This window comes from Klebsiella sp. K5-45 (assembly GCF_030128605.1).
Taxonomy (GTDB): Bacteria; Pseudomonadota; Gammaproteobacteria; order Enterobacterales; family Enterobacteriaceae; genus Klebsiella; species Klebsiella quasipneumoniae.
Map to the genome: position 1 here is coordinate 446,224 of NZ_JAKUZW010000003.1, position 12,867 is coordinate 459,090.

The 12,867-nt window shown below is 58.4% G+C and carries 12 protein-coding genes; 11 read left to right on the plus strand and 1 reads right to left on the minus strand.

Features of this window, described 5'->3' with window-relative positions; translation table 11 throughout:
• Window positions 1-42: 42 nt before the first annotated feature.
• The 7 genes from ampG (at window position 43) to MKS11_RS08970 (ending at window position 7,363) form a co-directional block, all read left to right on the plus strand.
• Window positions 43-1,518 (plus strand): muropeptide MFS transporter AmpG, encoded by a 1,476-nt coding sequence (ampG, locus tag MKS11_RS08940; RefSeq protein ID WP_087771472.1) that lies wholly within the window; start codon window positions 43-45, stop codon window positions 1,516-1,518.
• 479 nt (window positions 1,519-1,997) lie between these two features.
• A complete protein-coding gene (gene cyoA, locus MKS11_RS08945; protein WP_004204802.1) occupies window positions 1,998-2,942 on the plus strand; it encodes a cytochrome o ubiquinol oxidase subunit II in 945 nt (314 codons plus the stop codon).
• Between the two features lie 19 nt (window positions 2,943-2,961).
• A complete protein-coding gene (cyoB, locus tag MKS11_RS08950; protein WP_004204804.1) occupies window positions 2,962-4,953 on the plus strand; it encodes a cytochrome o ubiquinol oxidase subunit I in 1,992 nt (663 codons plus the stop codon).
• Window positions 4,943-5,554 (plus strand): cytochrome o ubiquinol oxidase subunit III, encoded by a 612-nt coding sequence (locus MKS11_RS08955; protein ID WP_002891635.1) that lies wholly within the window; start codon window positions 4,943-4,945, stop codon window positions 5,552-5,554. Before cyoB ends, MKS11_RS08955 begins: the two co-directional genes overlap by 11 nt.
• Window positions 5,554-5,883: a cytochrome o ubiquinol oxidase subunit IV gene (locus MKS11_RS08960; RefSeq protein ID WP_002891634.1), complete on the plus strand. Its 330-nt coding sequence runs from the start codon at window positions 5,554-5,556 to the stop codon at window positions 5,881-5,883. The genes MKS11_RS08955 and MKS11_RS08960 overlap by 1 nt, the downstream gene beginning before the upstream one ends.
• An 11-nt stretch (window positions 5,884-5,894) precedes the next feature.
• A complete protein-coding gene (gene cyoE / locus MKS11_RS08965) occupies window positions 5,895-6,782 on the plus strand; it encodes a heme o synthase (protein WP_002891629.1) in 888 nt (295 codons plus the stop codon).
• Window positions 6,783-7,030: 248 nt separating this feature from the next.
• Entirely contained in the window at window positions 7,031-7,363 is a 333-nt protein-coding gene (locus MKS11_RS08970; RefSeq protein ID WP_017898918.1) for a hypothetical protein, read from the plus strand.
• Window positions 7,364-7,401: 38 nt separating this feature from the next.
• Here the strand turns inward: MKS11_RS08970 and MKS11_RS08975 are convergent, their stop codons facing one another.
• Entirely contained in the window at window positions 7,402-8,160 is a 759-nt protein-coding gene (locus MKS11_RS08975) for an IclR family transcriptional regulator C-terminal domain-containing protein (RefSeq protein ID WP_004204808.1), read from the minus strand.
• A gap of 152 nt (window positions 8,161-8,312) precedes the next feature.
• On the opposite strand from MKS11_RS08975, the gene MKS11_RS08980 reads away from it, so the two are divergent.
• Genes MKS11_RS08980 through MKS11_RS08995 form a run of 4 tightly spaced genes read left to right on the plus strand, consistent with a single transcriptional unit; the run spans window position 8,313 to window position 12,843 of the window.
• Window positions 8,313-9,134 (plus strand): shikimate dehydrogenase, encoded by an 822-nt coding sequence (locus MKS11_RS08980; RefSeq protein ID WP_057213663.1) that lies wholly within the window; start codon window positions 8,313-8,315, stop codon window positions 9,132-9,134.
• A complete protein-coding gene (locus MKS11_RS08985) occupies window positions 9,131-10,807 on the plus strand; it encodes an FAD-dependent oxidoreductase (RefSeq protein WP_087771473.1) in 1,677 nt (558 codons plus the stop codon). Before MKS11_RS08980 ends, MKS11_RS08985 begins: the two co-directional genes overlap by 4 nt.
• A gap of 13 nt (window positions 10,808-10,820) precedes the next feature.
• The gene (locus tag MKS11_RS08990; RefSeq protein ID WP_004204812.1) at window positions 10,821-11,141 is read left to right on the plus strand and encodes an NIPSNAP family protein; all 321 of its coding nucleotides are present in this window, start codon (window positions 10,821-10,823) and stop codon (window positions 11,139-11,141) included.
• 10 nt (window positions 11,142-11,151) lie between these two features.
• On the plus strand, window positions 11,152-12,843 hold the full coding sequence (locus tag MKS11_RS08995; protein WP_087771474.1) for an FAD-dependent oxidoreductase: 1,692 nt from the start codon (window positions 11,152-11,154) through the stop codon (window positions 12,841-12,843).
• The last annotated feature ends 24 nt before the right edge of the window (window positions 12,844-12,867 follow it).

Consider the following 12,867-nt stretch of genomic DNA (forward strand, 5'->3'; position numbering starts at 1 on the left):
GCCACCACGAACCCGGCCTCCGCCGGGTTCGTGCTTTATGCTATGTCCAGTCACTACTTACGCATTTTTCAGCAGCCTAAATCAGCGATTTTGCTGATCCTCGGCTTCGCCTCCGGTCTGCCGCTGGCCCTCACCTCCGGTACCCTGCAGGCCTGGATGACGGTGGAAAACATCGATCTGAAAACGATCGGTTTTTTATCGCTTGTCGGCCAGGCCTATGTCTTTAAATTCCTCTGGTCCCCGCTGATGGACCGCTACACGCCGCCGTTTCTCGGGCGCCGTCGCGGCTGGTTGGTGACCACCCAGGTCCTGCTTCTGCTGGCCATCGCGGCGATGGGTTTTCTCGAACCTGCCTCCCAGCTGCGCTGGATGGCGGCGCTGGCGGTAGTGATCGCCTTCTGTTCGGCGTCGCAGGATATTGTCTTTGACGCCTGGAAAACCGACGTTCTGCCAGCGGAAGAGCGCGGCGCTGGCGCCGCGATCAGCGTGCTGGGCTATCGCCTCGGGATGCTGGTCTCCGGTGGTCTGGCCCTGTGGATCGCCGACCGCTATCTCGGCTGGCAGGGCATGTACTGGCTGATGGCGGCGCTGCTGGTGCCCTGCATCATCGCCACGCTGCTGGCGCCCGAGCCAAGCGATGTTATCCCGGTTCCCCGGTCGCTGGAGCAGGCGGTAGCTGAACCACTGCGCGATTTTTTCGGCCGTAACAACGCCTGGCTGATTCTGCTGCTCATCGTTCTTTATAAGCTTGGCGATGCGTTTGCCATGAGTCTGACCACCACCTTTCTCATCCGCGGCGTCGGTTTTGACGCCGGCGAGGTGGGAATGGTGAACAAAACCTTAGGCCTGTTCGCCACCATTCTTGGCGCCCTGTACGGCGGCGTCCTGATGCAGCGATTGACGCTGTTCCGGGCGCTGCTGATCTTCGGTCTGCTGCAGGGGGTTTCCAACGCCGGCTACTGGCTGCTGTCGATTACCGATAAGCACCTCTATTCCATGGCGACCGCGGTATTCTTTGAAAATCTGTGCGGGGGAATGGGGACGGCGGCGTTTGTGGCGTTGCTGATGACGCTGTGCAACAAGTCGTTCTCCGCCACCCAGTTCGCGCTGCTCTCGGCGCTGTCCGCGGTTGGCCGCGTGTACGTCGGGCCGATTGCCGGCTGGTTTGTCGAGGCCCACGGCTGGTCCGCCTTCTATCTCTTCTCCGTGGTCGCGGCGGTGCCGGGGATCGCGCTGCTGCTGCTGTGCCGACAAACGCTCGAGCATACCCAACGCACGGCAAGCTTTATACCGCGTAGCGAATATCCGCAGGCCTATGCGCTGGCGCTGGGGATCCTGACGCTGGGCTGCCTGCTGCTGGCGGTATGGCTGGGTCTGCTGATCCTCAACGCGCTGGATTATACGTCGTTCAGCTTCCTGTCCGGCCTGCTGGAGGTTGCCGCGCTGACCGCCGTTGGCGGTATTTTGTTCGGCGGCCTGCTCGACTACCTGGCGCTGCGTAAAACCCACCTGATTTAAGGACGCTGCATCATTATTAGCCGTTGTAATTACGAAACGTAATTATAACGGCTTATTAACGCTTTTATATTGCCCGCCGCGCTATTTGTTGTTTTGTGCGTTTTTGTTTTCTGGAAATTATTGACAGTTTTCATTCGATTCTTTAAATAATTTAACCGATTCAGCTACGCCGTTTTTATTTCACGTTTCCACAATGTCTTTTATTTGATAATTAAATGTTAAACAATTGTTCTAATTTTTGGGTGGTTATGCCCATTCGCCGCTAAGTACACCTTTTCTTATCCCTTTCGTTATCGATCCCACGAAAATCAGGCTTTGCAAGCGATTACGTAACACTACGTAACATATGTGACAAACCAAGCAGAAGCCGCTAACACAGAACTGACAGAGATCCAATCATGTTTACAGTAATGCAACCTTACCGTAAAATGCCCATACACTTTAAACGCCACCAGATCCCGTGGAATTGAGGTCGTTCAATGAGACTCAGGAAATACAATAAAAGTTTGGGATGGATGTCATTAATCGCAGGTACTGTATTACTCAGTGGTTGTGATTCTGCACTCCTTGACCCAAAAGGACAGATTGGACTGGAGCAACGCTCTTTGATTCTGACGGCCTTCGGCCTGATGATGATTGTCGTTATTCCCGCCGTCTTGATGGCAGTAGGATTTGCCTGGAAGTATCGCGCGAGCAATAAAGATGCGAAGTATAGCCCGAACTGGTCACACTCCAATAAAGTGGAAGCTGTGGTCTGGACGGTACCTATTCTGATCATCCTGTTCCTGGCCGTTCTGACCTGGAAAACCACTCACGCACTGGAGCCAAGCAAACCGCTTGTCCATGACGAGAAACCAATCACCATCGAAGTCGTATCGATGGACTGGAAATGGTTCTTTATCTATCCGGAACAGGGTATTGCTACCGTTAACGAAATCGCCTTCCCGGCGAACGTACCGGTACACTTCAAAGTGACCTCTAACTCGGTGATGAACTCGTTCTTTATTCCGCGCTTAGGCAGCCAGATCTACGCAATGGCCGGGATGCAGACTCAGCTGCACCTCATTGCTGACGAAGCTGGTACTTATGACGGTATCTCCGCTAGCTACAGTGGCCCGGGCTTCTCTGGTATGAAGTTCAAAGCGATTGCTACCCCGGATCGTGCAACTTTCGATCAGTGGGTTGAAAAAGCGAAACAGTCTCCGAACGCCATGGACTCTATGGCCGCGTTCGAGAAAGTGGCTGTGCCTAGCGAATACAACAAAGTGGAATACTTCTCTAACGTGAAACCGGATCTGTTCAAAGATGTTGTGAACAAATTCATGTCTCACGAGAGCATGAACATGTCCAAACCTGAAGGCGAGCATGCCGCTCACGACGGGATGGAAGGCATGGACATGAGCCACGCGGAAACCGCTCACTAAGGGGCCGAGGAAGAAAACGATGTTCGGAAAACTTACACTGGATGCAGTGCCCTACCACGAACCTATTATCGTGGTAACGGTGGCTGCGATTATCATTGGGGGACTGGCGCTTCTGGCAGCCATCACTTACTTCGGTAAGTGGTCCTACCTATGGAACGAGTGGCTGACTTCTGTCGACCACAAACGTCTCGGTATCATGTACGTTATCGTGGCAATCGTCATGCTGCTGCGTGGCTTTGCTGACGCCATCATGATGCGTAGCCAGCAGGTGCTGGCCTCGGCCGGGGAAGCAGGCTTCCTGCCGCCTCATCACTACGATCAGATCTTTACCGCCCACGGCGTTATCATGATCTTCTTCGTGGCGATGCCGTTCGTTATCGGTCTGATGAACCTGGTGGTTCCGCTTCAGCTCGGCGCACGCGACGTAGCCTTCCCGTTCCTCAACAACCTGAGCTTCTGGTTCACCGTTGTGGGCGTGATTCTGGTTAACCTGTCTCTGGGCGTCGGTGAGTTCGCGCAGACCGGTTGGCTGGCTTATCCGCCGCTGTCGGGAATTGAATACAGTCCTGGCGTAGGGGTCGACTACTGGATTTGGGCGCTGCAGCTCTCCGGTATCGGTACTACCCTGACCGGTATTAACTTCTTCGTGACCATTATCAAGATGCGCGCCCCGGGCATGACCATGTTCAAGATGCCGGTATTCTCCTGGGCATCTCTGTGCGCTAACATCCTGATTATCGCCTCTTTCCCAATTCTGACCGTCACCATCGCGCTGCTGACCCTGGATCGTTACCTGGGCACCCATTTCTTTACCAACGATATGGGTGGCAACATGATGATGTACATCAACCTGATTTGGGCCTGGGGTCACCCGGAAGTGTACATCCTGGTTCTGCCGGTGTTCGGGGTCTTCTCCGAAATCGCCGCGACCTTCTCGCGTAAGCGTCTGTTCGGTTACACCTCTCTGGTGTGGGCAACCGTCTGTATTACCGTTCTGTCGTTCATCGTTTGGCTGCACCACTTCTTCACCATGGGTGCTGGCGCGAACGTAAACGCCTTCTTCGGTATTACCACCATGATTATCGCGATCCCGACCGGGGTTAAGATCTTCAACTGGCTGTTCACCATGTATCAGGGCCGCATCGTCTTCAACTCGGCGATGATGTGGACTATCGGCTTTATCGTCACCTTCTCCGTCGGTGGGATGACCGGTGTGCTGCTGGCGGTACCGGGCGCAGACTTCGTTCTGCACAACAGCCTGTTCCTGATCGCGCACTTCCATAACGTTATCATCGGCGGTGTGGTGTTCGGTTGCTTCGCCGGTCTGACCTACTGGTGGCCGAAAGCCTTTGGCTTCACCCTGAACGAAACCTGGGGCAAACGCGCTTTCTGGTTCTGGATCATCGGCTTCTTCGTGGCGTTTATGCCGCTGTACGTGCTGGGCTTCATGGGGATGACCCGTCGTCTGAGCCAGCAGATCGATCCGCAGTTCCACCCGATGCTGGTTGTTGCAGCTTGCGGTGCGGCGCTGATCGCCTGCGGTATCCTGTGCCAGCTGATTCAGTTCTACGTCTCTATTCGCGACCGCGATCAGAACCGTGACCTGACCGGTGACCCATGGGGTGGCCGTACGCTGGAGTGGGCAACCTCTTCTCCACCGCCGTTCTACAACTTCGCTATCGTTCCTCAGGTTCACGAGCGTGACGCCTTCTGGGAAATGAAAGAGAAAGGTGAAGCGTACAAACAGCCTGCTCACTATGAAGAAATTCATATGCCGAAGAACAGCGGCGCCGGCATCGTCATTGCCGCCTTCGCTACGGTATTTGGTTTCGCCATGATCTGGCATATCTGGTGGATGGCGATCGCCAGCTTCATCGGCATCGTAGCGACATGGATTATTAAGAGCTTTGACGAGGACGTGGATTACTACGTACCGGTTGCAGAAGTCGAAAAACTGGAAAAACAGCATTTCGATGAGATTAACAAAGCAGGGCTGAAAAATGGCAACTGATACTCTTGCGCATACTGCCCACGCGCATGAACACGGGCACCATGATACAGGACCGATGAAGGTATTCGGTTTCTGGATCTACCTGATGAGCGACTGCATTATCTTCGCTACGCTGTTTGCTACCTATGCCGTTCTGGTGAACGGCACGGCCGGCGGACCAACTGGCAAAGATATTTTCGAACTGCCGTTCGTTCTGGTTGAAACCGCACTGCTGCTGTTCAGCTCCATCACCTACGGCATGGCGGCTATCGCCATGTACAAAAACAACAAGAGCCAGGTGGTTTCCTGGCTGGCGTTGACCTGGTTGTTTGGCGCCGGATTTATCGGGATGGAAATCTATGAATTCCATCACCTGATCATGGAAGGCTTTGGTCCGGATCGTAGTGGCTTCCTGTCCGCGTTCTTCGCGCTGGTCGGCACCCACGGTCTGCACGTGACCTCCGGTCTTATCTGGATGGCGGTGCTGATGTTCCAGGTTTCACGCCGTGGCCTGACCAGCACTAACCGCACCCGTATCCTGTGCCTGAGCCTGTTCTGGCACTTCCTGGACGTGGTGTGGATCTGCGTGTTCTCGGTTGTCTATCTGATGGGGGCGATGTAATGAGTCATTCTACCGATCATAGCGGCGCTTCTCACGGCAGCGTGAAGAGCTACATGACAGGATTTATCCTGTCCATCATCCTGACGGTCATTCCGTTCGCCATGGTGATGAGTGGCTCCGCCTCGCATGCGGTTATCCTTGGCACCATTCTGGTGACCGCTGTGGTGCAGATCGTGGTACATCTCGTGTACTTCCTGCATATGAACAGCAAGTCCGATGAAGGCTGGAACCTGACCGCATTTATCTTCACCGTAATCATCATTGCGATCGTGGTTGTCGGCTCCATCTGGATTATGTGGAACCTGAACTACAACATGATGATGCACTAAGAGCGGCGAGTATGTTTAAGCAATACCTGCAAGTTACGAAACCAGGCATTATTTTTGGCAACCTGATCTCCGTGATCGGCGGTTTCCTGCTGGCCTCCAAAGGCCACATCGACTATCCGCTGTTCGTCTGGACGCTCCTTGGAGTATCCCTGGTGGTCGCCTCGGGTTGTGTATTCAACAACTACATCGACCGGGACATCGATCGTAAGATGGAACGGACGAAAAACCGGGTGCTGGTCAAAGGGCTGATCTCGCCAGAAGCTTCGCTGGTGTACGCCACCTTGCTGGGTATTGCTGGCTTTATGCTGCTGTGGTTCGGCGCAAATCCGCTGGCCTGCTGGCTGGGGGTGATGGGGTTCGTGGTTTATGTCGGCGTCTACAGCCTGTACATGAAACGCCACTCCGTCTATGGCACGCTGATTGGCTCACTCTCCGGCGCAGCGCCGCCGGTGATTGGCTACTGCGCAGTGACCGGTGATTTCGACAGCGGTGCGGCTATCCTGCTGGCTATCTTTAGCCTGTGGCAGATGCCTCACTCCTACGCCATCGCGATTTTCCGCTTCAAGGATTATCAGGCGGCGAATATTCCGGTGCTGCCGGTAGTGAAAGGTATATCGGTCGCCAAAAACCATATTACGCTGTACATCGTCGCCTTTGCCGTTGCGACCCTGATGCTCTCGCTGGGCGGCTATGCCGGGTACAAATACCTGGTCGTAGCGGCAGCGGTCAGCGTCTGGTGGCTGGGCATGGCGCTGCGCGGCTACAAAGTGGCAGATGATAAAGTCTGGGCGCGTAAGCTCTTCGTCTTTTCCATCGTCGCCATCACTGCGCTGTCCGTGATGATGTCCGTTGACTTTATGGTGCCGGATTCACATAGTCTGCTGGCTTATGTGAGATAATCACCGGCTCCAGTATGATATAAAGCCCCGTTTTTACGGGGCTTATTCTTTTCTGTTTCACGTCTTTTTCCTTTCTCAATTCATACTTCCCTCCCCTCCCCCACACCGTTTTCGTAGCTACCCGCTAATAAATGAGGAAAAAATGAGCTTATACCAACCGGACGTCGCTCGCCCCGTTCAGCTCTACGGTGCTACCTTTCGCCTCGGGCTTACGCCCGTTTTGGAAATATTCAATACAAGGAATTGCAATGAAAGAGTTAACACTGAACGAAATGGACTACATCTCCGGCGGCTTTAACCTGTTCGGCGCGGCCAGCGGCTTCGCCAGCTTCGTCGCCAACTCGGGCATCGGTTTCACCTCATTTGTCCTCACCTCTGGCAACGCATTCGCCTCGTTCGTCTGCGACAGCACAATGGCGTTTGGTTCCTTCCTGACCGGTCAGTCAAATTGGGAAACTTTTGTGACCGCTGGTAAGGATAACTGGGGAAGCTTCGTCAATACCGCCGGCAACAGCTGGAACACCTTTGTCGATAACGCCGCCAGCGACTGGAGCAGTTTCCTGAACAAAGCATCAGCCTAAGCGACATCTTGCCGAGGGCAGCGCATCGGCTGCCCTGTTTACCCCACCAGCATCGCCTGCGCGCTGTAGAGCAGATCGAGATGATCACGGCATAACGCTTCCAGCGAGGTCCGCGATTGATGGCTGGTCAGACTTAGCGCTCCCCACCAGGTTCCTTCCCTGTCGGTTAACGGTACCGCCAGCACCAGCATGCCAATCTCAAACTCCTGTTCAATAGTGGCGTATCCCTGACGCCGCACCTGAGCGATTTTCTCCATCAGCGGCGCGACGTCGGTCACCGTATAGGGCGTGCGTTGTTCCCGGGTAATGCGCTGCAGAACCGCTTCACACTCTGCTTCCGGCAGCGAAGCCAGCCATAATCGCCCCCCGGCGGTACAGAAGATGGGCACCCGCTCCCCTAGCCGAACCGACGTGGAGTTAAACGGCGTATGCCGGCTGCGGGCGATATAGACCAGCTCATCTTCATCCACCACCCCCACCGAGGCGTGCTCTTCGGTCCGGCTGGCGATGTATTCGACAATCGGTCGCACCATGCGTGGAAACTGCGCCGAATCAACATAGGCCTGGCCAAGCCGCAGGGTCTTCGGGGTAAGCCAGTAATAGCGCCCATCGGTTTGCAAATAACGATCATGCAGCAGCGTCAACAAAAAACGTCGTGCCGCGCTTTGCGTCAGACCGCTCATTTTCGCCGCTTGGGCAACAGTGAGCTTTGGGCAGTTTTTGGAAAAAAGCTGGATCAACGCCAACCCTTTTTGTAAACCGACGATCAGATCGCGTGGATGAATGGTGTTTTGCATATTCGCTCACATTTTTGCAACATCATTATCGATTTCCTGCGATTATCGCAGCGATGGTGCGATTAACAACCAACATGTCCGAATTCTGCGTTGTCGCTCCCAGCTTCCGCTGAAATACTTTCACAACATTCATTTAACAAATGAGGTTTGAAATGGTCAGTGGAACTACCCAGGTTGTCGCCGTGATTGGTCATCCGATCGCCCAGGTGAAATCACCGGATAACTTCAACCGCTACTTTGCCGAACAGCACATGGACAGCGTCATGATCCCGGTGGATATCGTCCCGGACGCGGTGGCCGCCTACCTCAACGCCCTGCGCGGCTGGCAGAACATGAGCGGCGTGCTGGTGACGGTACCGCATAAACAACGCGCCGCCGCGCTGGTCGACGAACTTACGCCGCGCGCTCGCCGACTCAACGCCATCAATGTGATCCGCAAGCTGGCGGATGGCCGGTTACAGGGCGATATGCTGGACGGCGTCGGATTTCAGCTTGCCGCCGAGGCACAGGGTTTTCAGCCGGCAGATAAGCAGGCGCTGCTCTCCGGTTGCGGCGGCGTCGGCAGCGCCATCGCCTGGGGATTGTGCGAGGCGGGGATCCGCCAACTGGCGCTGCACGATCAAAACCCGGCCACCCGGCAACGCCTGCACGATCTTCTGACTGAGGCCTTTCCGGCGGTGCAACTGAGCACGCTGCCGGACAGCCTGCACGGTGTCGATCTGCTGATCAACGGCTCGCCGGCCGGCATGGCCGGGTTTGATGCACTGCCCCTACCCCAGGCGCTGCTGGAGACGCTCGACAGCGCCACCCACGTGGCCGACGTTGTCACCGCTCCGGTGATGACGCCGTTGCTCACCTTCGCCGCCGCCCGCGGCTGCCGGGTACAGACTGGGCCGGAAATGGCGCTGGCGCAGATGACGCTGATGGGCCAGTTTATCGGCGCCATCCCGTCGGCGCAGGGAGCGGCGGCATGAAAAGCTGGGATGTGATCGTCATCGGCAGTGGCGCCGCTGGCTTTGCCGCCGCGGTCACCGCCAGCTGCAAAGGGCTGTCGGTGCTGATGCTGGAGAAAGCCGGTCAGTTCGGCGGCACCTCGGCCATCTCCGGCGGCGCCGTGTGGCTGCACGATACCGACCAGGCGCGCGCCGAGGGCAAAAGCGGTAGCGCCGAAGCGATCAAAACCTATCTACGAACCATTATCGGCGAGGCCCACTACCGCGAAGATATCGCCGAGGCGTTTGTCCGCGCCGGGCGAGAGGCCCTCTCCTTTCTGGAGCGCGAGGGGGCGGTGAAATATAGCCTGCGCCCGCTCTCACCCGATTACTATCCGGATGAGCCCGGCGCCGTCGACGTCGGTCGGGCGCTGGAGGTGGTCGAGTATGACGGCCGTGAACTGGGGGACGCGTTTCGCGACCTGCGCTCGCCTCCGCCGGGGATGCTGCTGTTTGGCGGGATGATGGTCAACCGCGTCGACATTCAACATTTTCTCGATATGCGTCGCTCGCTGCGCTCCCTGGCCCATTGCACCCGGCTGCTGCTGCGCTACGCCCGCGACCGGGTGAAATATCCTCGCGGCACCCGCCTGGCGATGGGCAATGCGCTGATTGCCCGCATGGCGACCACGGCGCTGCGTAAAGGCATGAGCCTTCGGCTGAATGTCAATGTGCTGGCGCTGTGCGAATCGCAAGGCGCGGTCACCGGGGTAGAGATTGACTATCAGGGGCAAAAAGAGACGCTACACGCCCGCCGTGGGGTGGTGCTAGCCGCAGGCGGCTTTGCCGCTGGCGCGCTGGCGGCGCGCTATCGGCCTCACACCCGAGAGCACTTCACCATGTCGCCGCCAGCCAATGATGGCGCTGCGCTGCGTCTTGCGGCGGCACTTAACGCTCGCGAGGGAGCCGATCGCGCGTCCAACTTTTTCTGGGCGCCGGTATCGGTGCTGACCCGGGCCGACGGTAGCGAGGAGCGCTTCCCCCACCTGGTGACCGACCGGGCCAAGCCGGGCGTGATTGCCGTCAATCAGCAAGCGGTACGCTTCGTTAACGAGTCCAGCTCCTATCACCATTTTGCCAGCGCGATGCAGCGTGCAGCGGAGAATGCCCCCTGCTTTTTACTGTGCGACGCGCAGGCGATGAAGCGTTACGGCCTCGGGCTGGCGCGCCCGGCGCCGGTGAACAATGACGCCCTGATCGCCGCTGGCTATCTGCATAAAGCCGATACCCTGGCCGCGCTGGCGCAGCAGCTTGGGCTGGATGCCCACGCCCTGAGCGAGACGGTCGCCCGCTACAATCGTGACGCCGCGCAGGGTGTGGACCGTGAGTTTGCCAAAGGCGGCAACAGCTATAACCGGGCGATGGGCGATCCGGGCCGTCATCCTGACGCCTGCAACGCTCCCCTACTCAGCGCGCCGTTCTATGCCATCAAACTCTATACCGGCGATCTGGGGACTTCTCGAGGTCTGGTCACCACCGCCGATGCCCAGGTCGTCAACGCTGAAGGCAACCCCATTGCGGGTCTGTACGCGGTGGGAAACGACATGGATTCGCTGATGGCCGGCACCTACCCGGGTCCCGGCATCACCCTTGGCCCGGGGCTGACGTTTGGCTACCTCGCCGCCTGCCATCTGGTGCAACCCGCCACCCACTAATCAGGAAAACATCATGATCTACGAAAAACGCACCTACACCATCAATCCGCTGAAAATGGCCGACTGGCTGGCGCTGTACCAAAGCGATGCCCTGGCGGTGCAAACTGACCATCTTGGCAAACTGATCGGCTTCTTTTTTACCGAGATCGGCGTGGTCAATCAGGTAGTGCACATCTGGGCTTACGAAAGCCTGGACGATCGCCTGGTACGCCGCGCACGGATGGCCCAGGACGAGCGCTGGCAGACCTTCTCGCGGAAAAACCGCGAACTGGCCGCCGTGGAGCGCCTCGAATCGGTGCTGATGCGCCCCACCGCTTTTTCACCATTGCAATAAGGAGTCCATCATGAGCGGGCCTGTGAAGGTGGATGTGCTGGTGGTCGGATCCGGCGCGGCGGGACTCTCTGCCGCGGTCACCGCGGCAGTGCACGGCGCCAGCGTCATGGTGGCGGAGAAAGCGTCAGTGCTCGGCGGGACCAGCGCCTGGTCCGGCGGCTGGCTGTGGATCCCCCGCAACCCGCTGGCGCGAGCGGAGGGCATCGACGAAGCGGCCGATGCCCCGCTGACCTATCTGCAGCATGAGATGGGGGGAGAAGCCGCCGACGTTCGCCTGCAGACCTTCCTGCATTACGGGCCGGAAATGGTGGATTTTTTTCATCAACGGACGGCGGTGAAGTTTCTGTCGGGCAGCGCCATGCCGGACTTTCACGCGTCGCCGGGCGCGGCGAACGGTGGGCGGTCGGTCACCGCTCAGCCCTACGATGGCCGCCTGCTCGGCGACTGGCTCCACCGACTGCGCCCGCCGCTGGAGACCATCAGCCTGGCCGGGATGGGCATCGCCGGCGGCGCGGACATGGCGCATTTTTTCAACGCGACCCGCTCGCCGCACTCTGCGCTGTATGCCGCCCGCCGCCTGCTGCGCCACGGCTGGCAGCGGCTGCGCGCCGGACGAGGGCTGCATCTGGTCAATGGCAATGCGCTGGTCGCCCGTCTGCTGCGATCCGCCCTCGACGCCGGGGTGCGTTTTCAGCTCAACGCCCCGGCGGTCAGACTGCTGCAGGGTCCGCAGGGAGTGTCCGGTGCAGTGCTGCGCAGCGACGGCGGGGAGATACTCGTCGAAGCGGGCGCCGTGGTGCTGGCCTGCGGCGGTTTTCCCCACGATCGGCAGCGCCTGGCGCAGGTGGTGCCTCATGCCGCGGAGGGTTACGGCCATTTCTCCGCCGCGCCGCCTGACAATCAGGGCGAGGGGATCCGCCTTGGCGAATCCGCCGGCGGCCAGTTCGATACCCGCCTGCGCCACCCGCTGGCCTGGGCGCCGGTGTCCCGCGTCACCCTCGCCAGCGGCCAGCAGCTGATGTTTCCCCATCTGGTGGAACGCGCCAAGCCCGGGGTGATCGCCGTCCTGCCTAACGGCAAACGCTTTGTTAACGAGGCCGACTCCTATCACGACTTTATCGCCGCCCTGCTGGCGGCGACGCCCGCGGGCGACACGCCGCAGGCCTGGCTGCTGGCCGATCGGCGCGCGCTGCGCCGCTATGGCCTGGGCCACGCCAGGCCCTTTCCGTTCTCCCCTACCGCCTGGCTGCGTACCGGCTATCTGCGGCGAGGAAACACCCTTGCCGAGCTGGCGAAGCGGTGCGCCATCGATACCGATGCGCTGGCGGAAACCGTTGCACGCTTTAACCATTTTGCCAGCACCGGTGAAGACATCGATTTTCACCGCGGCGCATCGGCCTATAACCGCGCGCAGGGTGACCATCAGGTGACGCTCGGACCGCTGCGCGAAGGGCCGTTCTACGCGGTGCGCATTCTGCCCGGCTCGCTGGGCACCTTTAGCGGGTTACAAACCGACGAGCACGCTCGGGTGTTGGATGGGCAGCAGCAGCCGATACCGGGTCTGTTCGCCATCGGCAACGACATGTCGAGCGTGATGCGCGGCTATTACCCCAGCGGAGGGATCACCCTCGGGCCGGCTATGACCTTCGGCTACCTGGTGGGCAAAAATCTGGCGGCAAACACAATAAAAACAAAGCAATAAAAACCAGGGACGGCAACACCCCTG